This is a genomic window from Sutcliffiella horikoshii, assembly GCF_021991925.1.
Taxonomy (GTDB): domain Bacteria; phylum Bacillota; class Bacilli; order Bacillales; family Bacillaceae_I; genus Sutcliffiella_A; species Sutcliffiella_A horikoshii_F.
Genome location: NZ_RXZI01000003.1, coordinates 216,331 through 238,086 on the forward strand (window position 1 = coordinate 216,331; position 21,756 = coordinate 238,086).

Sequence of the window (21,756 nt, forward strand, 5' to 3'; positions counted from 1 at the left end):
TACCATGCCTGAACTACCAGAGGTTGAAACTGTCAGAAAAACGCTGGTGCAGCTTGTGAAAGGCAAAAAGATCAGTGAAGTGAAAGTACTGTGGCCCAAAATGATTAAAGAACCCGATGATGCCGTTCTTTTTGAAGAGATGCTCATCGGGCAGGAAATCCTTGAGATCGGCAGAAGAGGGAAATTTCTTCTTTTCTACCTCAATGATTATTGCATGGTGTCCCATCTTAGGATGGAGGGGAAATATGGTTTGTTCCAGAAAGAAGAACCGGCCAATAAACATACACATGTTTTCTTCTATTTTGAGGACGGCACCGAACTGCGATATCAGGATGTGAGGAAGTTCGGCACCCTGCATCTTTATAAAAAAGGGGAAGAATTGGCTGCAAAATCTTTAGCTAGCCTCGGCCCAGAACCTTTTGAGGATGAATTTAACCTAGAACTATTAAAAGAAAGGCTTGCCAAAACAAACCGCAACATCAAAGCTGTGCTCTTAGATCAGTCAGTTGTGGTCGGGCTAGGTAATATCTATGTCGATGAGGCGTTATTCCGTGCCGGGATTCATCCGGAACGAACGGCCAGCAGTCTGAAAGAGGCTGAGCTAATCGAGCTGCAACGTGAAATAGTACTTACACTCCAGGAAGCAGTCGACAAAGGGGGGAGCACCATCCGTTCTTACGTCAACTCACAGGGGCAAATTGGTATGTTCCAGCTAGAGTTATTTGTCTATGGTCGCAAAGGGGAGCCATGCCGTAAATGCGGACACGAAATAGAAAAAACGGTAGTAGCAGGGCGAGGTACCCACACCTGCCCAAACTGCCAGCCAAAGCCCTAAGGTTCAATAGTATGCCCAAATAGCAGGGTGTGAGACTTCCAACGGGAGGTAGCTATAGGTTGATACCCTGAAACGTTGTAAGGAGTATCAAGCACCGAGCCGACAAAAGGGAACACCCGGAGCGAAAGGCAAAGGGGATTTAGAGTGAAAAATTATTAGAACACATCGAATGGGCTCCTGCCATATACTATCGTAGTGATAGTTAGGGAGGAGCTCTATATGATTCCATACATCTCACTTATCCTATTAGCTTTTGCAGTTAGTCTGGATAGCTTCAGTGTCGGGTTGACATATGGCCTCAGAAAAATGCATATGCCACTTAAATCTATCAGTATCATAGCGTGCTGTTCGGCCGTCTCGCTCTTGCTTGCCATGTTTGTTGGCACCATACTTATGAATTTCCTCTCTCCTGCATTTGCAGAGACGATTGGTGGAAGCATACTGATACTCCTGGGAGTTTGGGTCCTTTATCAATTCTTCCGCGCCAGTACCGCCGATGACAACACATCATTTGTGGATGAACGAATTCTATTCAATCTTGAAATCAAATCCTTGGGGGTTGTCATCAATATCCTCAGGAAACCGACAGAAGCCGACTTTGATCGTTCCGGTTCCATCACTGGACTGGAGGCTTTTTTTCTTGGTATCGCTTTGTCCTTGGATGCGTTTGGAGCAGGTATCGGAGCAGCCTTATTAGGTTATTCCCCTTGGTTGATGGCGGTATCTGTGGCAGTGATGAGCTCGCTATTTGTCATCACCGGGATAAAATTGGGAAGGATTTTCTCAACCGTTTCATGGATTAATAAATTCTCATTTTTACCTGGCGTATTACTTATCATTATCGGTATTATTAAAATGTGAGGAACACTAGCAGAGACTCTGGAGTACAGTCTCTCAGTGTGTAGACAAAGTTTCAAAATGATGAAAACATCTAGTTGATCACAGTGGAAGGGGCGGAGACTCCTGCGGGAGGAAGGGACAGGGAAGACCCCGCAAGGCGTAGCCGAGGCCACTGAAAAACCCAATAACTTATCGTTCAAATGATTTCTAGCTGTTAATTGGAGCAATAGGCGCAGACTCCTGCGGGGGGATAGCGACAATCTTGAGACCCCGCAGAGCGCAGCTCGAGGAGGCTCAAGGTCGCCCCGCGGAAAGCGAAGCCGTTTGCGGAGATTAACAGCGGTGTTAACCTGATTATTAACATTCATTACTTTTTCAGTTGCCTTGGCGTAGCCTGAGGAGGCTTCCGGACCGCCCGCGGAAAGTGAAGCTCCTGCAACGGAGATCAACTGTTTCAACAGTTAACCTAACTAAGTTATAGTTTGTCAACAGTCTGAGAGACTGTGGAGTACAGTCTCTCTTTTAAAAGGAGGAGTGGACATGCCATTGATCATAGGTCTGACCGGTGGGATCGCCAGTGGGAAAAGCACGGTGGCCAATATGCTGCGGGATAAAAATATTCCAATCGTGGATGCTGATGTAGTAGCAAGGGAAATAGTCGAAATCGGCACAGATACATACAATAAATTGGTCAGTGAGTTTGGACAAGATATACTAAACGACGACAAAACACTGAACCGACCTAAGCTTGGAAGCATTATTTTTCAAGATCAGGAAAAGCGGGAAAAGCTCAATGGAATCATGCATCCGAGTATCAGGACCAGCATGAAAGAGAAGACACAGAAATACATAGAAGATGGCCATGATGTGGTAGTGATGGATATCCCCTTACTGTTCGAAAGCAAGCTTACCCATCTCGTGGACAAGACCTTACTGGTCTATGTAACCGAGAAAATCCAACTAAAGCGCTTAATGGAGCGGAACGATCTATCCGAAAAGGAAGCAACAGACAGAATTCAATCCCAGATGCCCCTTTCCGAAAAAGTAAAACTCTCCCATGCAGTCATAGACAACAACGGCACCCTAACCAAAACAGAACAACAATTAAATGAAATCTTATCAAGCTGGCATATCCAGTAACCGAGTTGATTAAGTTTACCAGGCACATCCAAAAATAGGGATGTGCCCTTTTTTTATTTTTTACATGACATATAGAATTTAATTATGTTATACTAAATGCAGGGAAAAAGATTAATAAGTATAACATATATACAGAAATGGGGAATTTGCATGAAGGCAAAGGTTGCAATTAATGGGTTTGGACGAATTGGAAGAATGGTATTCAGACGTGCCATCCAAGAGGAAGGATTAAATATTGTTGCAATCAATGCGAGCTATCCAGCGGAAACGCTAGCTCACCTAATTAAGTATGACACAAACCATGGACGTTTCGATGCGGATGTATATGCACAAGACGATGCCTTAATCGTAAATGGTAAGCGCATTCAATTGGTGAATAACCGCAATCCAGAAGAGCTTCCTTGGAAAGAAATGAACATAGATATCGTTATTGAGGCAACTGGAAAGTTTAACTCTCGCGATAAAGCGGCACTTCATCTGCTAGCTGGTGCAAAGCGCGTTGTATTGACTGCACCTGGTAAAAATGAAGATGTGACCATTGTGATGGGCGTTAACGAGGAAGTATTGGATATGAATGAGCACTTTGTCATTTCCAACGCTTCATGTACAACAAACTGCCTAGCTCCCGTGGTAAAAGTATTGGATCAACAATTTGGCATCGAAAATGGATTGATGACAACTGTCCATGCTTATACAAACGATCAAAAGAACATTGACAATCCACATAAAGATCTTCGTCGTGCTAGAGCATGCGGGCAATCCATCATTCCTACTTCTACAGGTGCTGCAAAAGCATTATCGCTTGTGCTTCCACACTTGAAAGGTAAATTGCATGGAATGGCGCTTCGTGTTCCAACACCTAACGTATCTCTTGTTGACCTGGTGGTAGACTTGAAAAAGCCGGTAACGGTAGATGAGGTAAATGATGCATTCCAAAGTGCTTCCATCGGTTCCATGGATGGTATATTAGGGGTAACTATGGAGCCGCTTGTATCAGTGGACTTCAACACAAATCCGCATTCCGCAGTCATTGATGGTTTATCCACAATGGTGATGGGCGATACAAAAGTAAAAGTATTAGCGTGGTACGATAACGAGTGGGGTTATTCCTGCCGAGTAGTAGATCTTGTTCAATTCGTGGCAGAAAAAATGGTGGAAGCAAAAGAAGTGATGGCTGGTTAATAAGGCCTGAATCATTATAATAGTGAAATAAATGTAAGCGGTTAACGTTTTATGTTAATCGCTTTTTTGCATTTTACATAAATTGCAATAATTTTTGTCTTTTTCACAATTTCATAGCTTGCTAGAAAAAAAGTCATAAATGCCTGTTGCAAATCTAAAATAAAAGCATTATACTATTTTTCGTGAACTTCTTGAAAAGATTATGTGGCTACTTAAAGGGTTAGGACCTCTCTGGACTAACTTTCCCCCGTGGTAGTAATACATCAATCACTCTTCACCTTTGAGGAATTCATGTATTTTAAAAAATGAAAAGGGGGAACGTGAGATGGAAACAGTAGGTCGTCACGTTATTTCAGAATTATGGGGTTGCGATTTTGACAAATTGAACGATATGGATTACATCGAAAAAACATTTGTCGATGCTGCATTAAAATCAGGTGCAGAGGTAAGAGAGGTAGCTTTTCATAAATTTGCACCTCAAGGGGTAAGCGGAGTTGTCATTATTTCCGAGTCCCACTTAACCATTCATAGCTTCCCAGAGCACGGTTATGCAAGTATCGATGTTTATACATGCGGAGAATTAGATCCTAATATTTCAGCTGACTATATTGCAACTGCTTTAAATGCTCAGACGCGTGAAACAATCGAACTTCCACGTGGAATGGGTCCTGTTCAAGTAAACAAAGCAAAAGCTCTTTAAAATTATAACTAAATGCATTAAAATAAAAAGAGGTGTATAGCATGCACCTCTTTTTATTATACTCAAAATATATTATACATAAAGGCTTTGTTGAAGCTAGTTGTTGATAATAACCTGTTTCTAGCTGGTGATTGGAGCAAGAGGCGTAGACTCCAGCGGGAGAGTAGCGACAATCTTGAGACCCCGCAAGTGTTGCGAGGAGGCTCAAGGTCGCCCTCTGGATAAGCGAAGCCTATTGCGGAAATCAACAGCGACGTTTAACAGAGCCTACAAAAAAAACAACAAGTTAAGGGGTTGTCAGGCTAAAGTGGGAGCGATACAAAAGCTGAAAGGTATTTTGACCAATCACTCAGAGACGCGGGAAAATCATACGGAAGAATCCCTGCGAAGTCGTTATTATAAAACTACCAATAAGAATGCAATGAAGGCGTTACAAGAATTGTTTAAGAATATGGAAGGGGTAACGGTTAAATCTGTTTCTGATGAGCATGGGGAAATTGCATTGCAAGTGAACAAAGGCAGAAAAGCGTTTGTCATTGTCACTGTTATATCTGTCCGCCCTTTTGAAACAGCGGTTGATTTTTCCGTTACAACAGAAACCAAGCTACCTTTCGATTTTGGATACAGTCGTCAACTGATCAAACAGATGTATGAACGGATTGATAAATCGATGATCTATATTGGATCCGGACTGAATTCGGGGAAAAAGTAGATTGGAAACGGAGTGGAAACCATCATGAAATGTCCTGCCTGTCACCATAATGGGACGAAGGTATTAGATTCACGCCCTGTAGAAGAGGGCAAATCCATCAGAAGAAGACGAGAATGCGAATCTTGCTCCTACCGCTTCACAACGTTTGAAAAAGTGGAAGAAATGCCGCTTATCGTTGTGAAAAAAGAAGGAATAAGAGAAGAGTTCAGCAGAGAAAAAGTATTGCGTGGACTTATCCGTGCATGTGAAAAAAGACCGGTAGCCCTTAAACAACTTGAAGACATAGTAATGGAAGTTGAAAAAGAATTAAGGAATATCGGCATTTCCGAAGTAAAGAGCGACATGGTCGGAGAAATGGTGATGGAGAGATTATCAAAAATTGATGAAGTGGCATATGTTCGATTTGCGTCTGTATACCGTCAATTTAAAGATATAAATGTATTTTTGGATGAATTGAAAGAAATCATTGAGAAAGAACGAAAATAAGTAGGCTGGACAGCCAAGAAAAGACATGACAGTAAAGAATATATTGTTTGTTATCTGAGTAAGATGGAAGTTATTCAATAAGTAATTCGCAATAAGGTGCCCCATGTAAGAGAGAGGAAATGATATGCCTCTCTTTTTCGATTATTTTTAACAGAAAGGTTTGGATGTTTCATGTCAGATCGCCATTGGAAAGAACTGGTCCCTGTTGACCGGTATATCGTACGGTCAAATGGAATGCTTCAGCAGTTTGACCAAAAACTTCTTACCATGCTTTATCAGCCATTGCTGGGATTCAGAGGATACAGTCTTTTCATGACCCTTTGGAGTGAGCTGGATCAAGACCGCCTATGGGGCGAGGAGACTACGCATCATGGAATTATGACAACCATGCAATGCAACTTAAAAGATATTCACCAAGAACGAATCAAGTTGGAAGGGATCGGACTTTTAAAGACCTGGGTCAAAGAAGAAAATCAGATCCGCACCTTCATTTATGAACTTCAGCCCCCACTCTCCCCGGAAGCCTTCTTTTCTGAGCCTATGCTGACCATCTATTTATACAACCGTCTAGGAAAAAATAAATATGCAAGTGTTAAAAAATTCTTTTCCGATAAGGCCATCCCGATGGATGAATTTCAGGAAGTGACTCGTAGTTTCAGTGATGTTTTTCAATCCGTCCAATCGGAAAATATGGCCTATGCGGCGAATGAAGAGATGATGGAAGAGCTTCCGTTGCCAGAAGGGGAAGAATGGTTGGATAGAAAGACAGGGAGCGAGCCAAAGGTAGGTCAAGAGGTGTTTGACTTTGACCTTTTTTATGCAGGCTTATCCGAGGTCGTCATACCGAAAAAATCCATCACGCCAAAAGTAAAGGAAGCGATTGTCAAGCTCTCCTTTATCTATTCCATTGATCCCATTTCAATGCGGGACCTGATGATGAATGTGATTGATGTGGAGGAGAAGGTGGACTTAGAGAAGCTGAGGAAGGCAGCCAGAGATTGGTATCAACTAGAATACCAAGATACGTTGCCGGGACTAGTGGAAAAGACACAACCGATGAACTTGAGGCAGTTTTCAGATAAAAAGCCTGCGACGAAGGATGAACAGTTGATACAGCAGTTGGAAAATGTATCACCGAAACAGATGCTTACTGATCTTTCTGGCGGATCAGAACCATCCGCAGCTGATCTTCGCATCGTAGAGGATGTCATGTTTAAACAGCAACTGACTCCTGGTGTCGTGAATGTGCTTCTTTACTACGTTTTGTTGAAAACGGATATGAAACTAAATCGTAAATATGTGGAGAAAATTGCCAGTCACTGGGCACGCAAACAGGTGAAAACCGTAGGGGAAGCCATGGAGCTTGCCAAGGAAGAGCACCGTCAGTACCAGAATTGGGCAGATACCAAGCCATCCACCAAGAGTTCAGGTGGAGGGGGTAGCACCACTAAAACAAAAACAGGGAAAGTGGTTCGCAACCGGTTTGTCAGTTCTGACGTAGCTAGCAGCGAAACGGAAGCTGTAGCGGGACAGTCAGACAAATTCAAGGAAGTGGAAGAGGACGAAAAGCAGAAGCTGATGGAACGTCTGGCAAAAATGAAAGAGAAGAAGATAAGGCTGGATCAATAAATAGCATAGACATAGGAGGCTGCCATCTACCTTTTGGTGATGTGGCCTTTTTTGTAGTGACTAACGCTAGGGGAAGAGGCAAAAGTTACAATAATACTAAAAAAAGTTACAATAACCTCCCGAAAAGTTACAATCATCTCCAAAATAGTTACAATCACCTTCAGAAAAGTTACAATCAACTTTTTTATCAACTTCAGACTGGCCACATCTTGATAACGAGCGAAGATTTCTCCCACTGAATGTGCCATTATCCTATAATTACGATTCCAATAACCTATTCTAAAAATATGTCTATAATTTCTTCCTCAACTATATCCTGAAAAGATGTTAATACTACAAAAAAAGGGTATCGTTTACTATAAGACTAAAGAAAAGGGGAAATAACCTTTGAAAAAAGTTGCGGTGATCGTGAATCCAAATGCCGGGAACAAAAAACTGACAAATTCCATGGAACGCATAGAGGAAATGCTTTTAAGCCAGTTTGAAGAAGTGGCCATCCACAAAACGGAAAAAGAAGGAGATGGTGCAAAACTGGTAGAGCAGATTGCTGGTAATGTGGATCTATTGATCGGTGCAGGAGGGGACGGGACCATCTATGAACTAATTAATGCACTTGCCCCGCTCGAGGATAGACCTGTTTTTGCCATCATACCCGGAGGAACCTGCAATGATTTTTCAAGGACCCTAGGTATTGATCAGCACCCTGTAAAAGCTGTAGAACAAATTTTGGCTAAACAAACGCAAAAAGTGGATATAGGAAAGAGCGATAATCAGTACTTTTTGAACTTCTGGGGAATCGGCTTGGTTTCCAAAGTCTCAGATAATATTGACAGCGGGACGAAACAATTGCTCGGAAGGTTGTCGTATTACATTAGTGCCGGACAGACGGTGATGGAGGAGGAACCATTTCAGTTGAAGATCGTAAGTGAAACGACTTCTTATGAAGGAGATGCGGTCATGCTTCTGATTGGTAACGGTTCTTTTCTTGGAGGTATCCGTTCCTTTTTCCCATCCTCAAGCGTTCAGGATGGTCACCTTGATGTACTGATCATCAAGCAAACCTCCATTGCACAGCTTTGGACTTGGCTACAGACTAGGCTGCAAAAGGAGGTTCCGGCAGAAGGGAATGACGATATTGTCTACTTTCGTGCCAAAGAACTGAATATAGAAGCAACACCAAATCAAGAGATTGATACAGACGGAGAGAAATTTTCCAACACCCCAGCCACCGTTATCATTCTACCTGATCACTTAGAAGTGATTGTAGGGGATTTTCCATTGCAATGACAAGTAAAATAAGCGCTAACCCACTATTACGTGGACTGGCGCTTATTTTTCATTATTTATTCATTTTTCCGCCCTTGCACCCATATACATAGAATCAGGTGTACCAAAGGGGGGACAAACTTGTTTGAGATTTCCTTTCGAAATGAATCGGATGCAAGTGCCATTTATGTGAATATCATGGAACAAAATCCTGAAAGTGATTCTATCCTTTCTTTACATAAAGAAAAAATCGTCTTGGAATCAAAGGATATTCATTTTTACAAGAACACCATTACCCCGGTGTTGAAGAAATATATTCAACGGACGAAAGAAAAAGAGTGGATCTTACAAGTATTAGAGAATACGTTTTACTACAAAGAGGTGGAGGAGCAAGAGCAGATCCTTTGTATCCTGCAGTCGATCCTTCAAGGAGAACGGTCCGACATCCCGAACCTTCCATCTATTGATCATCGAGGGGATCAATTGGAAGAGGTGATGGAATCCTTTTTTTTAGAGCCTGTCTCTTTTTCTTTTGACTCATTCCTGACATTCAGGTTAAAAGAGTATTTTGAAAGTCTTCAAGTCTATGTGGAGGCGGCAATTGATGAGTACAAGCTGGAACAAGAGTACCAATCATTCGTTCACCAACTCCGTGATCTATTGGCAACGACCGAATCAAAAATGGATGAATTGCATCTCGTCTATCAATACCAATTCGATTTTTATGATAAGGCATTTTCTCATATTCCAAAGAGTCAGCTTATTAAATATATGAATAGGACGCACTTTAACAATTATTCCTATTATATTGATTCCGTAGTGCTAGCTCCTCTCGTATCCATTGCACCAGAAAAACTCTACCTGTATACAGACAATACAGAGCATCAATTGGTGGAAACGATCCGGAACATCTTTGACGAACGTGCCGTTGTTTTACCTTTTCATTATTTTGGGCATAATAAAAGTAAAATTGATTAAAGTGACTACTTGATTTTCCTGTAACAGGAGAATATAATAACCTACATAATCAATTTTAACTTCATAGCTCAAAAAGTATCGATGAGGACAAGAGTGTTTTTAAAACGGATTTTAGAGAGGGAAGTCACCGGCTGTAAGCTTCCTATCACGATTAAAACCCTAACCACCTCTGAACTTCAACGGTGAACAATGCAGTAGCTGTTGACGGGGAAATCCCTCGTTATCTAAAAATGAAGCCGTCTTTTAGATTTTTAAAAGATGGGAACTTGGGTGGAAACACGGATATTAAACTCGTCCCTTATATTATATAAGGGGCGGGTTTTTTTATTTTGGTTCAGTTAATCTCTAGCTGTTGATTGGAGCAAAAGGCGAAGACTCCTGAGGGAGATAGCGCTTGGTGGAGACCCCGCAGGCGAAGCCGAGGAGGCTCCAGCAGCGCCCCTAGGAAAGCGAAGCCATTTGCGGAAATCAACAGCGGTGTCTAACAGAACCTAAAAAATTCTAAAGAAGAGGTGACAGAGATGTCGGAATTAATGAAGATCACATTTCCAGACGGAGCGGTAAAGGAGTTTGAACGTGGTACGACAACAGAAGATATCGCTGCATCCATCAGTCCGGGTCTGAAAAAGAAAGCAATCGCTGGAAAACTAAACGGAGAACTCATTGACCTGCGTTCCCCGATTGAAATAGACGGAGAAATCAGTATCATCATGCAAGACTCCGACGAAGCGCTTGGAATCATGCGTCACAGTACTGCCCACTTGATGGCACAAGCGATCAAACGCCTATACGGCAACGTAAAACTAGGAATCGGTCCAGTAATTGAGAACGGATTCTACTACGATATCGACATGGAGGAATCACTAACTCCAGAAGACCTTCAAAAAATCGAAAAAGAAATGAAAAAAATCGTCAGCGAGAACTTGGACGTTGTCCGTGTAGAAGTGAGTAGAGAAGAAGCATTGCGCCGCTACGAAGAGCTGAATGATGAGTTAAAGCTTGAATTGATCCGCGAACTGCCTGAAGGAGAAACTATCTCCATCTACGAACAAGGCGAGTTTTTTGACCTTTGCCGTGGTATCCACGTACCATCGACAGGGAAAATCAAAGAATTCAAATTGTTAAGCATTGCAGGTGCATACTGGAGAGGCGACAGCAAAAATAAAATGCTTCAACGTATCTACGGAACTGCCTTCTTCAAAAAAGCAGAACTTGATGAGCACCTTCGCCTGTTGGAAGAAGCAAAAGAACGCGATCACCGTAAAATCGGAAAAGAGCTCGACCTTTTCTTCAACTCCCAAAAAGTTGGGCAAGGCTTGCCGCTATGGTTGCCAAAAGGTGCAACAATCCGTCGCGTAATCGAGCGTTATATCGTCGACAAAGAAGTGGAACTTGGTTATGACCACGTTTATACTCCTGTAATGGGTAGTGTGGAGCTATACAAAACTTCCGGTCACTGGGATCACTATCAGGACGGCATGTTCCCTCCAATGGAAATGGATAACGAGCAACTTGTTCTTCGTCCAATGAACTGTCCGCACCATATGATGGTGTACAAAAATAGCATCCACAGTTACCGTCAGCTTCCAGTACGTATTGCTGAACTTGGAACAATGCACCGCTATGAAATGTCCGGGGCACTAGCAGGACTACAGCGTGTACGTGGAATGACTTTGAACGATGCACACATCTTCGTTCGCCCTGATCAAATCAAAGATGAACTAAAACGTGTCGTGAACCTGGTTCTTGAAGTATATAAAGATTTCGGTCTGGATGACTATTCCTTCCGCCTATCCTACCGTGATCCAGAAAATAAAGAGAAGTATTTTGATGACGATGCAATGTGGGAAAAAGCGCAAGGCATGCTGAAGGAAGCAATGGATGAACTTGGTCTAGATTATTTCGAAGCAATCGACGAAGCAGCATTCTACGGCCCTAAGCTAGACGTTCAAGTCCGTACTGCCCTTGGAAAAGAAGAAACTCTATCCACTGTACAGCTTGACTTCCTACTTCCAGAGAAATTCGACCTCACTTATGTTGGGGAAGATGGCAAGCAGCACCGTCCGGTTGTTATCCACCGCGGTGTCGTATCCACAATGGAACGCTTTGTGGCATTCTTGATCGAAGAGTACAAAGGTGCATTCCCTACTTGGTTGGCGCCGGTACAAGTCCAAGTGATCCCGGTATCACCAGATGCGCACTTTGATTATGCAAAAGAAGTGCAAGATCTTTTGAAGTCTAAAGGCATCCGTGTGGAAATGGATGAAAGAAACGAAAAAATCGGCTACAAAATCCGCGAAGCACAAATGCAGAAGATCCCATACATGCTAGTACTTGGCGACAATGAAATCCAAGATCGCGCAGTAAACGTCCGTAAATACGGCGAACAAAAATCAGATACATTTTCCCTAGAGAAATTTGTGGATAACTTGGTGAAAGAAGCGAAGAGATAAGCTTTTTATGAAAGGGGGAATGCCCTTGCTGAGGATGCCAGGGCGTTTCTTCTCTTTTATTTTTTGCTTGTCAGAAATTGGCGATGCTATTGGTTCGGCTTGTATTCCAGGTAGTTTCCGACAATAAACAAAGTTAAAATGTTTCCCCCTGCCGACTGAAGTGCAGGGTGGTCGACTCCTGCGGGGGATAACGGTTGGTTGAGACCCCGCAACGCAGTGAGGAGGCTCAAGCACCGTCCCGCGGAAAGCGACCACCCGGAACGGAAGGAGGCAGGAGGTTAACGCAACAATTCTATCTTTTCACACTTAAGAAAAAAACTATTGCACAATCACAATTTATCTGATATCATTTAAAACGTTGTTTCATTTGATACGAATTCTTGACAATCAATCATCATTAATGATATATTATACAAGGTCAAATTGAATACTTGTTTGAGGACAAGAAGAAGCACCCGCTTCTCACCTGATTGACGCATCTCATGCAGTTGGCAGGTTTTACGAGAAAGATTTTATCTTTTACTTATGTAATCGTAAAGTGTGGGTGTATGTGTATACCCACACTTTTTTGTTTGTACAAAAGAGTAAATTGTTCGTCAAACGGTGTTCGGAAAAAACCTTGGAGGTGGCTAATTATTAGCAAGGACATGATGGTAAACGATGGCATTCGTGCCCGTGAAGTACGTCTTATCGGTCAAAATGGAGATCAGCTAGGAATTAAGTCAAAAGTAGAAGCGCTGGAAATTGCAGCACGTGCTAACCTTGACTTAGTAATGGTTGCGCCTAATGCGAAACCTCCTGTATGCCGAATTATGGACTACGGAAAGTTCCGTTTCGAGCAACAGAAGAAAGACAAAGAAGCGCGTAAAAACCAAAAAGTAATCAGCTTAAAGGAAGTTCGTTTAAGTCCTACTATTGATGAGCATGACTTCAATACGAAACTTCGCAATGCAATTAAGTTCCTTGAAAAAGGAGACAAAGTAAAAGCATCGATCCGATTCAAAGGACGTGCGATTACACATAAAGAAATTGGTCAGCGTGTGCTTGATCGTTTCTCTGCAGCATGTGCAGAAGTTTCAACAATTGAATCTCATCCAAAGATGGATGGGCGCAGCATGTTCTTAATACTGGCACCTAAAAACGAAAAGTAATTCATATGAGGAGGAACTCCAATGCCTAAAATGAAAACTCATCGCGGATCAGCAAAAAGATTCAAAAAAACTGGATCTGGTAGCTTGAAGCGTTCTCACGCATACACAAGTCACTTGTTCGCTAACAAGTCTCAAAAGCAAAAGCGTAAATTGCGTAAATCAGCTATGGTCAGCAAAGGTGATTTCAAACGCATCCGTCACATGTTAGACAACTTAAGATAATATTTTTATAGGAGGTATTTATAATGCCAAGAGTTAAAGGCGGTACAGTAACACGCCAACGTCGTAAAAAAGTCATTAAATTAGCCAAAGGTTATTACGGTTCTAAACATACTTTATATAAAGTAGCTAACCAACAAGTAATGAAATCCCTAATGTACGCTTACCGCGATCGTCGCCAGAAGAAGCGCGACTTCCGTAAGCTTTGGATCGCTCGTATCAACGCAGCGGCTCGCATGAACGGTCTTTCTTACAGCCGTCTAATGCACGGTTTGAAAGTAGCTGGAATCGAAGTAAACCGCAAAATGTTAGCTGAGCTAGCAGTTAGCGACGAAAAAGCATTTGCTGAATTGGCATCTGCTGCGAAAAACAGCTTAAATAAATAATTTCTTACACAAAAGAGGCTAACGATTTGGTAGCCTCTTTTGTATTTGGTAAAATAAATGTATAGACTTTGGAATAAAACAAGTCTGAAAAAAATGCACACATTCCAATGCTGGAGGATATGATGGAAGTACTCATCGGTTACTTTATCTTTATTAACATAGTAGGCTTCATTATAATGAAAGTGGATAAACAGCGGGCTATTGAGCATCGGTGGAGGGTACCTGAATTACATCTTTGGGGAGTAGCGCTCCTGGGTGGAGCCCTTGGTACATGGATGGGGATGCGAACCTACCGTCATAAAACAAAACGACCGCTTTTTCGTTTTGGACTTCCATTTGTCACTTTTATATATATTGGATTAATGGGGTACTATCTCCTTGTCTGATAGGCAACATAATTACTTATATTTTGAATAAGCTTTACTATTACAGCTAAGGGGGCAAGCAGAATGGACGAAAAATTAGACGTACTTTTTGTCGTCATTGAAAGTCATTGGTGGCTGGCTTCTCTTGGTTTTATCCTTTTTCATATATTAAGACAAGTTCTATTCATTCCGGTTGTCATCATCTGTATTGCAGGTGGTGCATTATTTGGCGGACTTGTAGGTAGCATCTATTCGATAGCTGGTTTAACGTTATCAAGCCTGTTTTTTTATTTTCTTTACCAACAGTTTCCCAGTATCTTTGGAAAGATTTTAACCATGAAAGAAAGACTGTTCGGCAACCGTGCCAATTTCACCGTTGGCCAAATAACGATTATGCGGCTCATCCCATTCATTCACTTTCACCTGCTTTCCCTCTGTTTGATTGAAACGACGAAAAGCTTCCCAAAATATGCGAAAGCCTCTCTTCTAAGTAACATCCCACTCGCCATCATTTATACAGTCTTCGGGCAATTCATCACGGATTTCTCCCCTACGGCCATGTTGGCTGTGTTGATTGGTCTTCTTCTTCTCATGCTTATCATGAGGCAAAAAGTGGTCGTCATGAAATGGGAACAGTTTTTCCATAAGGAAAAGCAATACAAAAGAGGTTAACGCTTATTTACAGTATTAACGCTTGTTTTGGATAAAAGAGGGAGTAAATAAACTGAATTGAATAACGATGGATATCCGATTAACTTTCTTAATAAGTTCTTTAATAAAAAAGCCTAACTGCAGGGTGCAGATAGGCTTTTTTTTGATTTCAAACTCTGTTTGAAAACTAGGAATAAAGGAGGCTCTCGTTCCTAAAGGGGACAAATACGTGGTGTGCAGTGTATAAAGATTTAGGTGATCAAAGTGAAACTTCAAAAGAACAAAGAGATTTGAGTATAGAACATTGGTTTCTTATGAACCTTATAAAGTGAATTTTTAGCCTAAAAAATTCTATTTGAAAAAGCTACTATTAACATTAAATTATCTAGTCATGCTTATTCAACAATCGGGCCATATTCTTGAATAACTTATTGTGGAAATAATGGAAATTTGAGAAGATTGTTATAAAGTTAAAGTTCAGTTTAATGGAGGGCTAAACATATTCCATTGGTTGGAATGTTTCTAAAATATTGAATTAAAATTTAGGGGGGAAAAATGAAGAAAAATAACCTAATAACGTTTGGACTTATAGTATCAATAATCCTAAATTTGGTTCTGTTCCAAAATATTTATAACAATAAAGAAGAATCCAGATTAGCACATTTTGAAGAGGTTCATAACGGAATAAGATATTCGTATGATTTCGGAGACACGCTTAGCCAAAAATATAACCGTTTAACATTAGATGAAAAGGTTGAGTACCTAACAGCAATGCATTGGAGTTTGACTTTATCTGCTTGGACATTAGAAGATATTAAACCAGACGATAAAGAATATAGTAATCTTGTGAATCTACTTAGTATTTACAGTCATATACCAACAGAATTGAAGGAAATGATAAGAAAAAATTATACCGAAGAAGAGGTATTGGATTTACTTAATATATGGCTGAAAGATATAAATAAAATTATAGAAAACTTTAATTATATTCAGCTATCAAAGGTGAACGATAAAGAGTTGCTGGGGAATTTAAAGTCCTTGCTAAATAGTCTCGAATATAACAATGAATCATTAGAACAATATAAACAGTCATTGAATTAAACTTCTTACCATCTTCAACTATCGAGGGCGAAAGCTGAAGATCAACTCAATGATTTTCAGCAATATCATTATTCAACTATTGGGCAGGATTGTTGAAGAAGAAAGGTCAAAATTTAGTCTAAAACTGGAGTGGTAGAATGAGCCAATCATCAGCACAATATCATACTTTTATTAAAGAAATTTTAGAAAATCAAACGGTATGGACAGTAAAAGATCAACAAGGGTTTCCTACTTCTACAAATCCAGATGGAGAAACCTCTGTCCCGTTTTGGTCATTGAAATCAAGAGCAGAGAAAATAATTACAAATGTACCAGACTACAATTCTTTTCAACCATATGAAATAACATTAAGTGATTTTATAAACAAATGGCTAAAAGGGTTGGAAGAAGACGGACTTAATGTGGGTGTTAATTGGAGTGGTAAAAGAGCAGTCGGTTTTGATATAAATCCAAAGGACATAATTGAAAGAATTAATTGTGGATAAAAATGGAATGATTTTATTGAACAAAAGAGGACATTATTCGAAGTTCCTATAACAGGTTATCTCGAATTAGAGTCTTCGGCTATCTAGGAGCGATTACAGCATAATGGGTCGCTCGTTACATAAAAATTGGGTGCTTACTTTAAAAAGCCCTCTAGAATAATAATAATTTAATATAAATACTGGAGTGAATAATGTGGGAGTGGAGAATACAAACCTAGTTGACATAATTGCAGTTAATAAAGAAACAGGTATTTGTACTCTTACGATAATCGATAGTCTTGATTGGAATAACGAAAATGAACATTTAATGCTGCTGCAAGAGAAAATTAATACATATCTTAGTTTTATTGAATCAGGAGAAATTTACTCGACTTACTCTCCGTCAATAGACAAAATCATTGAAATAAATATTAGCTTTAGAGATTCTATTACAGATAGCTGTGAACGTTTTCTCGCACAAGTTTCTCAAATAGTATCTGATGCTGGTTTATTATTTAATTACTCTATTGAATAAGAAAAATGTCTTCAACAATCTAGGAGCTATTGCGGAACAATGGTATTTAATAGAAGCAGGAAAAGGTTAAAAGGGAAGCAATTAGGATATTTCATATTTAAGGTAATAATTGCACATACTAAAATCTGAATTTATGATAAAAAGGATGTGGTTATTATCAAGAGAGTGAAAATATTCCTGTTATGCATTGTCTTCACCTTTTCTTTTTCATTTGTTGCTAAAGCTAACTACACAAGCGAAGAATTTCAAGAATCACTTTTTGAAATTGGCTATAAAAGCATTTATGATGCCTTAAACGAAGGTAATGAATATTTTAATCAAGAAATAGTTTTGCCAGTACAGCTACCTCCAGTTGCTTTTACGCATAGTTTCGGAAGATTCGAAAACCCTGATGGCGAAGTAAATGATAGGTACGACATTGAATACGTGAATAAAGATAAACCTCAAAACCACTTTAATATTACTATACAACCTGTTAAATATGGGATAGATTTTAGGGATAATCAAATCGACCAAAGAATTAAATTGGGTAATGGCAATGAAGCCATATATAGTACAAAAGCCGTAAATGGATTTAATTTACTAGTATTTGAAAAGGATAAATTCCAGTACATTTTGAGTGTGGACAAAAGAATCTCTGATATAGCTACTTCCGATATACTAGTTGAGATTGCAAATTCAATTAAATAAAAAACAAAAGAGCATTGGTTGCTGTTCAACCTATGCTCTTTTTGTTGTTTGTGTGTGATCTACAATTACATACTAAGACAGAAGACCAATGAGATATTATGTTTAATATTGATGCTGTTGTTATTTAATTAAATAGGGCTTTAATTGAAGAACCATATACAAAGTTATCTCGAAATCGAGTCTTCGGCAATTGGGCGCGATCCTGGAACAAGAATCAGCGCTCATTTCTCATTTTAGGGCCAGATTCTTGAAATGATTGTCCTAATAATGAGTTTCACCTTCTGTAATTGTAGACTACAATAATAGTTTTAAAAGAGCAACGTTGAACCTGCGTTGCTCTGCATTAATCCTCAATAGAATGCTCACTATTGTTTATTTCTTTCGCACGGGAAGCCAAACTTCACTATAAGCGTAATCTTTTTTATGCTTATCCATTTTAGTAAAAGAAAAAGTAGGAGCATTGATTACTTCGTAATCAGAAGAAGGAAGCCATTCTGAATAGGTTTTTGCCATTGTATCCTGCAACGCAGATGGAAATGGCCCTTCATTTGGAAATACTGCCCAAGTATAAGCTTCAACAGGCACTACGTCTAAAAAATCGCTGACTTGATTTTTAGTTGTTAATACACCTATCAAGTGGGTTAAATCCCCTTCTTCTTTTAGAAAATTTTCGTCAGCGTTGTAAGAAGCATTAACAATTTCATAAGGCTCTATATTTTGAAGAGAATGCATTTCTTTTCTTTGCTCTTCTGTTATGCTTTCTGCAAGCTTTACTATTTCGTTGTTCACACCTTGAAATTGTATAGGGACACGTTTACTTACACCAACTAGATTAAACGCTGGTTTGTCTTCAATTCTAAATTCCATAGATATTCCTCCTTTTACAGTAATTACGAATGAAAGTTTGGGAAAAGATTTGCTTACCCTTTTTTTTATTACCTCTGTGGGTAAAAAACCACACCATTTTTTAAATGCTCTAGTAAAACCATCCATTGATTGATAACCATATTTAAAAGCAACATCTGTTACCTTTTCTCCACTCAATAAATCCATATTTGCTTCCGATAGTTTTCTGTTTTTTACATATTCCTTTAATGTCATGCCTGAAAGATGAAAAAATACCGTTCTCAAGTGGTAATCGGAAACCCCAGCATAATTGGAAATCCTTTCAAGAGTGAGGTCATCGGTTAAATGAACTTCAATATAGTCAATCACTTGGTTCAATTCTTTTAACATCATATCCCTCCTTTCATGAATACATAATATCAAAGCCGGTATAAGCATACTCGACATTTTTAATCTAAAGTTGTCGGGTTGTTTGTCTTTATTATTCAAAAAATGTAATAAAACATATTAATGTTTCCCGATGTTCAAGAATCGGGCGCTATCCTTTAACAAGGATCAGCGCACTCGTTTATTACGTAGAATACTTTACTGTACAACAAGGGTCTTCACTTTATCTATAAAACCTAAAAAAGACCACCGCTATCTATAGTGGTCTTTTCCTTAAGGCAATTAATAGTTAGATTTGTAATTTCTAAACGTACTCCCTCTCCATAAAATGGAAAGAGAAATGATTAATCCAACAATAGAAAAGGATAGAATGACTAATTGAATATCAAATCCTCTAGAAACGAGTAAAGTTACACTTGCATAGGCAAGCGGATCAAACCCGTTCATGGCTAAAAAGACGATACTCATGACCCTCCCCATAATGCGGGGATCAGTATCTTCTTGTGCTGAAGCGAAAAATGGGATAGATACAAATGTCATGGTAAACCCAATTAAGAACCCTAACGCCGTTAAAATATATAAATTAGGAATTTGACTAAAGGCTATAGCTACTATTAATGTTGCAATTAAGCCTGCAATTGATGTTAATCCCCTACGGCGTATTTTGACCATACCGATTATTACTGTACTTATTAGCATCCCAGCCCCTAAAGCAGCGTCAATGTAACTAAGATTAATTGGTGTCCCCCCATAAGCTTCCACTAAAATTGGAATGGCGATGGTTATTGCTCCGAAGGCAAAGAAATTTAACGTTACTAGTATAAGGATACCTGTTTTCAAGAATCTACTTGCTTTTACATAGGAAAGTCCTTCTATGAGGTCTTTAAATGGTGTTTGTTTTATTGTATGGACTAGAGGACCTTCCTTTATAAAAGGCGGGAACATAAAAAAGGCAGATAACAGAACAATAATAGATGAGACTAAATAACCGGATATCACGCCACCGAATTCCATGACACTTCCAGAGATAATAGGCCCAATAACAAAGCCAATCTGACCCAATCCCTGAATAATAGCATTTGCTTGTTTTATTTGGTTTTTATGAACTATTTTTGGGATTAATGATGTTCCGGCTGGTCCAGAAAATGCATCTAATGTTCCGAAAACGGAGCCTAATATAATCAGGTACAAAAATGTTAATTGATTTGTATTGTGCAATAAAAATATTATAACCAGCAGAACTCCTTGACTCGAACTCGTACTGAACATTATGGTCGTCTTCTTGAATTTATCAGCAAGCACCCCTCCAAATGCCATCATGAGAATACGTGGTACAGTAATGGCAATAAGAATAATGCCCAATGAACTAGCAGAATTCAATTCAGAAATGACAAACCAAGTTGTCGTCATAAAAAACATACTAAAGCCTATCAGCGCCAAAAAGCTACCGATAAACAGAAATATAAAAGTGCGATTCCGAAATAATGATTGTTGTTCCATAGAAAGCCACCTCTCAAACTTATTATAGAACCAATCATAATTTGTGACGTAAAGTCGTAAGCAAACATTTTATACAAAAAATGACTGTTTTTAAGTCGTTAATTTATATCAGTAAAGAGATTAACAAGTGTATGTATTGATTGTGACCTTACGTAACAGCTTAAAATACAGTAAGGTGGTGTTAACATGGAAATGACAATTGGTAAGTTTGCAAAATTAGTGGGTTCAACGGTAAGAACACTAAGATACTACGATAAAATTGAATTACTTACTCCCAAAAAATTAAATAAAAATGGTCGAAAAGTATATACACATTTAGACTGGGAACTTTTTCAACAAATAATGATTTTAAAACATTTTGGTTTATCATTAAATGAAATAAAAGAACAAATGACTAATCAAAAGTTTAATAATCGAGAGTTGTTGCAGGTGCAAAAGCAGTTAATTGAAAAAAAGCAATTGGAATTAAATGATAAGCTAGAAGTAATTACGAGAATGGAGAGACTGTACAACATTGAAGGGATTACTGAGGATGAATTAGATGAATTTGCTTTTATTATGCTTGATATATTTAGGAGAGAAAAATCACAAATTCAAATATTTGAAGAACATTTTGTAAATAACAAGGAAATCTTGAAAGAAATAAAGTTGCTTCATGATCCTGAATACAAGGAGAAGATGGATAGAGAAATATGGAAATTAATTCAAGCAATTAGAAATGCTATTCACTGTAATGACTATGCAAGCAGAAAAAAAGTACAAAAAATTCTAAACAAAATGGATAGCCTATCCTATCCCCTGCGAGTAGAATTCTCCTAAATCTAGTTGATGATGACTATTTTTTAGCTAAGTACAATCATGAATTTAATAGTTATTTTCCTGAAAACATAGCTAGATATATCTATAAAGAGTTGAAAACGTATAATGATGATAAAGAAAATAGTAAGGCTAAAAATAGGGGGAATTAAACTGATAAGCAAATAACTTAAGAGCTTTTGTTTCCTAATGGGAGCTATTGCTAAGGAAAAAGACGAAAATACAATAGATTCATTTGTTGCATATTTCAAAGTACAAACTTCTCAACAAAGTAGCCTAATATCTATATGGATTGATCGTCAAACTGGTGTTAATTATTTATACACATGGAGTGCGCAAGGATGCGCACTCACCCCTTTATTAGACGAGAATGGTAAAGTAATAGCGACGCAAATAGGAGAAGCTAATAAACAATTGTAGGTAT

24 protein-coding genes and 2 other annotated features are annotated in these 21,756 nt (G+C 39.1%); of the genes, 22 read left to right on the forward strand and 2 right to left on the reverse strand.

The window, feature by feature from the left end; all coding sequences use genetic code 11:
• Positions 1–4: 4 nt before the first annotated feature.
• The 20 genes from mutM (at position 5) to EKQ44_RS10725 (ending at position 17,783) form a co-directional block, all read left to right on the forward strand.
• Entirely contained in the window at positions 5–835 is an 831-nt protein-coding gene (mutM, locus tag EKQ44_RS10630) for a DNA-formamidopyrimidine glycosylase (RefSeq protein WP_237663525.1), read from the forward strand.
• Between the two features lie 219 nt (positions 836–1,054).
• Entirely contained in the window at positions 1,055–1,696 is a 642-nt protein-coding gene (gene ytaF / locus EKQ44_RS10635; protein WP_237663527.1) for a sporulation membrane protein YtaF, read from the forward strand.
• A 519-nt stretch (positions 1,697–2,215) separates the two neighbouring features.
• Positions 2,216–2,815, forward strand: coding sequence for a dephospho-CoA kinase (gene coaE, locus EKQ44_RS10640; RefSeq protein ID WP_237663528.1), 600 nt, complete (start codon positions 2,216–2,218; stop codon positions 2,813–2,815).
• A 150-nt stretch (positions 2,816–2,965) separates the two neighbouring features.
• The gene (locus tag EKQ44_RS10645; RefSeq protein ID WP_237663529.1) at positions 2,966–3,997 is read left to right on the forward strand and encodes a glyceraldehyde-3-phosphate dehydrogenase; all 1,032 of its coding nucleotides are present in this window, start codon (positions 2,966–2,968) and stop codon (positions 3,995–3,997) included.
• A 325-nt stretch (positions 3,998–4,322) separates the two neighbouring features.
• Positions 4,323–4,697 (forward strand): adenosylmethionine decarboxylase, encoded by a 375-nt coding sequence (gene speD / locus EKQ44_RS10650; RefSeq protein ID WP_010195679.1) that lies wholly within the window; start codon positions 4,323–4,325, stop codon positions 4,695–4,697.
• 307 nt (positions 4,698–5,004) lie between these two features.
• Complete coding sequence (locus EKQ44_RS10655; RefSeq protein ID WP_237663531.1) at positions 5,005–5,409, forward strand: cytosolic protein; 405 nt, start codon at positions 5,005–5,007, stop codon at positions 5,407–5,409.
• Between the two features lie 24 nt (positions 5,410–5,433).
• Positions 5,434–5,895, forward strand: a complete 462-nt coding sequence (gene nrdR / locus EKQ44_RS10660; protein WP_223490629.1) for a transcriptional regulator NrdR — start codon at positions 5,434–5,436, stop codon at positions 5,893–5,895.
• 171 nt (positions 5,896–6,066) lie between these two features.
• A complete protein-coding gene (locus tag EKQ44_RS10665) occupies positions 6,067–7,524 on the forward strand; it encodes a replication initiation and membrane attachment family protein (RefSeq protein ID WP_237663532.1) in 1,458 nt (485 codons plus the stop codon).
• 387 nt (positions 7,525–7,911) lie between these two features.
• Entirely contained in the window at positions 7,912–8,811 is a 900-nt protein-coding gene (locus EKQ44_RS10670; RefSeq protein WP_237663534.1) for a diacylglycerol/lipid kinase family protein, read from the forward strand.
• Between the two features lie 120 nt (positions 8,812–8,931).
• Positions 8,932–9,768 carry a sporulation protein YtxC gene (ytxC, locus tag EKQ44_RS10675; protein ID WP_237663535.1) on the forward strand — a complete coding sequence of 279 codons (837 nt, stop codon included), beginning with the start codon at positions 8,932–8,934 and terminating at the stop codon, positions 9,766–9,768.
• Positions 9,769–9,837: 69 nt separating this feature from the next.
• Positions 9,838–10,070 (forward strand) — a binding site (T-box leader).
• A gap of 219 nt (positions 10,071–10,289) precedes the next feature.
• The gene (thrS, locus tag EKQ44_RS10680) at positions 10,290–12,221 is read left to right on the forward strand and encodes a threonine--tRNA ligase (RefSeq protein ID WP_237663537.1); all 1,932 of its coding nucleotides are present in this window, start codon (positions 10,290–10,292) and stop codon (positions 12,219–12,221) included.
• A 437-nt stretch (positions 12,222–12,658) separates the two neighbouring features.
• Positions 12,659–12,797 (forward strand) — a sequence feature (ribosomal protein L20 leader region).
• A 56-nt stretch (positions 12,798–12,853) separates the two neighbouring features.
• Positions 12,854–13,372 carry a translation initiation factor IF-3 gene (infC, locus tag EKQ44_RS10685; RefSeq protein ID WP_083800939.1) on the forward strand — a complete coding sequence of 173 codons (519 nt, stop codon included), beginning with the start codon at positions 12,854–12,856 and terminating at the stop codon, positions 13,370–13,372.
• 21 nt (positions 13,373–13,393) lie between these two features.
• The gene (rpmI, locus tag EKQ44_RS10690; RefSeq protein ID WP_010195692.1) at positions 13,394–13,594 is read left to right on the forward strand and encodes a 50S ribosomal protein L35; all 201 of its coding nucleotides are present in this window, start codon (positions 13,394–13,396) and stop codon (positions 13,592–13,594) included.
• A gap of 23 nt (positions 13,595–13,617) precedes the next feature.
• The gene (gene rplT / locus EKQ44_RS10695) at positions 13,618–13,977 is read left to right on the forward strand and encodes a 50S ribosomal protein L20 (protein ID WP_063559999.1); all 360 of its coding nucleotides are present in this window, start codon (positions 13,618–13,620) and stop codon (positions 13,975–13,977) included.
• 119 nt (positions 13,978–14,096) lie between these two features.
• The gene (locus tag EKQ44_RS10700) at positions 14,097–14,363 is read left to right on the forward strand and encodes a DUF1294 domain-containing protein (RefSeq protein ID WP_237663539.1); all 267 of its coding nucleotides are present in this window, start codon (positions 14,097–14,099) and stop codon (positions 14,361–14,363) included.
• A gap of 63 nt (positions 14,364–14,426) precedes the next feature.
• Positions 14,427–15,014, forward strand: coding sequence for a TVP38/TMEM64 family protein (locus EKQ44_RS10705; RefSeq protein ID WP_237663540.1), 588 nt, complete (start codon positions 14,427–14,429; stop codon positions 15,012–15,014).
• A 534-nt stretch (positions 15,015–15,548) separates the two neighbouring features.
• Positions 15,549–16,094, forward strand: coding sequence for a hypothetical protein (locus EKQ44_RS10710; protein WP_237663541.1), 546 nt, complete (start codon positions 15,549–15,551; stop codon positions 16,092–16,094).
• A 137-nt stretch (positions 16,095–16,231) separates the two neighbouring features.
• Entirely contained in the window at positions 16,232–16,579 is a 348-nt protein-coding gene (locus tag EKQ44_RS10715) for a DUF2750 domain-containing protein (RefSeq protein ID WP_237663543.1), read from the forward strand.
• Between the two features lie 193 nt (positions 16,580–16,772).
• A complete protein-coding gene (locus tag EKQ44_RS10720; RefSeq protein WP_237663545.1) occupies positions 16,773–17,093 on the forward strand; it encodes a DUF6572 domain-containing protein in 321 nt (106 codons plus the stop codon).
• A 165-nt stretch (positions 17,094–17,258) separates the two neighbouring features.
• Positions 17,259–17,783, forward strand: coding sequence for a hypothetical protein (locus EKQ44_RS10725; RefSeq protein WP_237663546.1), 525 nt, complete (start codon positions 17,259–17,261; stop codon positions 17,781–17,783).
• A gap of 372 nt (positions 17,784–18,155) precedes the next feature.
• On the opposite strand, the gene EKQ44_RS10730 is transcribed toward EKQ44_RS10725, so the two are convergent.
• The gene (locus EKQ44_RS10730) at positions 18,156–19,019 is read right to left on the reverse strand and encodes an AraC family transcriptional regulator (protein ID WP_237663829.1); all 864 of its coding nucleotides are present in this window, start codon (positions 19,017–19,019) and stop codon (positions 18,156–18,158) included.
• Positions 19,020–19,298: 279 nt separating this feature from the next.
• Positions 19,299–20,516, reverse strand: coding sequence for an MFS transporter (locus tag EKQ44_RS10735; protein WP_237663548.1), 1,218 nt, complete (start codon positions 20,514–20,516; stop codon positions 19,299–19,301).
• A gap of 186 nt (positions 20,517–20,702) precedes the next feature.
• On the opposite strand from EKQ44_RS10735, the gene EKQ44_RS10740 reads away from it, so the two are divergent.
• Together EKQ44_RS10740 and EKQ44_RS10745 are read left to right on the forward strand one after the other, a co-directional pair.
• Entirely contained in the window at positions 20,703–21,335 is a 633-nt protein-coding gene (locus EKQ44_RS10740; protein WP_237663549.1) for a MerR family transcriptional regulator, read from the forward strand.
• Positions 21,336–21,521: 186 nt separating this feature from the next.
• Positions 21,522–21,752, forward strand: a complete 231-nt coding sequence (locus EKQ44_RS10745; RefSeq protein ID WP_237663551.1) for a DUF6440 family protein — start codon at positions 21,522–21,524, stop codon at positions 21,750–21,752.
• Positions 21,753–21,756: the final 4 nt, after the last annotated feature.

What these genes read in the sequence shown, in the direction of transcription:
- EKQ44_RS10730 (WP_237663829.1), bottom strand. Translation starts at nt 19,019, where the DNA reads ATGTTAAAAGAATTGAACCAAGTGATTGACTATATTGAAGTTCATTTA.
- EKQ44_RS10740 (WP_237663549.1), top strand. Translation starts at nt 20,703, where the DNA reads ATGGAAATGACAATTGGTAAGTTTGCAAAATTAGTGGGTTCAACGGTA.
- EKQ44_RS10645 (WP_237663529.1), top strand. Translation starts at nt 2,966, where the DNA reads ATGAAGGCAAAGGTTGCAATTAATGGGTTTGGACGAATTGGAAGAATG.
- EKQ44_RS10700 (WP_237663539.1), top strand. Translation starts at nt 14,097, where the DNA reads ATGATGGAAGTACTCATCGGTTACTTTATCTTTATTAACATAGTAGGC.
- EKQ44_RS10710 (WP_237663541.1), top strand. Translation starts at nt 15,549, where the DNA reads ATGAAGAAAAATAACCTAATAACGTTTGGACTTATAGTATCAATAATC.
- EKQ44_RS10705 (WP_237663540.1), top strand. Translation starts at nt 14,427, where the DNA reads ATGGACGAAAAATTAGACGTACTTTTTGTCGTCATTGAAAGTCATTGG.
- thrS (WP_237663537.1), top strand. Translation starts at nt 10,290, where the DNA reads ATGTCGGAATTAATGAAGATCACATTTCCAGACGGAGCGGTAAAGGAG.
- rplT (WP_063559999.1), top strand. Translation starts at nt 13,618, where the DNA reads ATGCCAAGAGTTAAAGGCGGTACAGTAACACGCCAACGTCGTAAAAAA.
- speD (WP_010195679.1), top strand. Translation starts at nt 4,323, where the DNA reads ATGGAAACAGTAGGTCGTCACGTTATTTCAGAATTATGGGGTTGCGAT.
- mutM (WP_237663525.1), top strand. Translation starts at nt 5, where the DNA reads ATGCCTGAACTACCAGAGGTTGAAACTGTCAGAAAAACGCTGGTGCAG.
- coaE (WP_237663528.1), top strand. Translation starts at nt 2,216, where the DNA reads ATGCCATTGATCATAGGTCTGACCGGTGGGATCGCCAGTGGGAAAAGC.
- nrdR (WP_223490629.1), top strand. Translation starts at nt 5,434, where the DNA reads ATGAAATGTCCTGCCTGTCACCATAATGGGACGAAGGTATTAGATTCA.
- ytaF (WP_237663527.1), top strand. Translation starts at nt 1,055, where the DNA reads ATGATTCCATACATCTCACTTATCCTATTAGCTTTTGCAGTTAGTCTG.
- EKQ44_RS10735 (WP_237663548.1), bottom strand. Translation starts at nt 20,516, where the DNA reads ATGGAACAACAATCATTATTTCGGAATCGCACTTTTATATTTCTGTTT.
- EKQ44_RS10715 (WP_237663543.1), top strand. Translation starts at nt 16,232, where the DNA reads ATGAGCCAATCATCAGCACAATATCATACTTTTATTAAAGAAATTTTA.
- rpmI (WP_010195692.1), top strand. Translation starts at nt 13,394, where the DNA reads ATGCCTAAAATGAAAACTCATCGCGGATCAGCAAAAAGATTCAAAAAA.
- EKQ44_RS10745 (WP_237663551.1), top strand. Translation starts at nt 21,522, where the DNA reads ATGGGAGCTATTGCTAAGGAAAAAGACGAAAATACAATAGATTCATTT.
- EKQ44_RS10665 (WP_237663532.1), top strand. Translation starts at nt 6,067, where the DNA reads ATGTCAGATCGCCATTGGAAAGAACTGGTCCCTGTTGACCGGTATATC.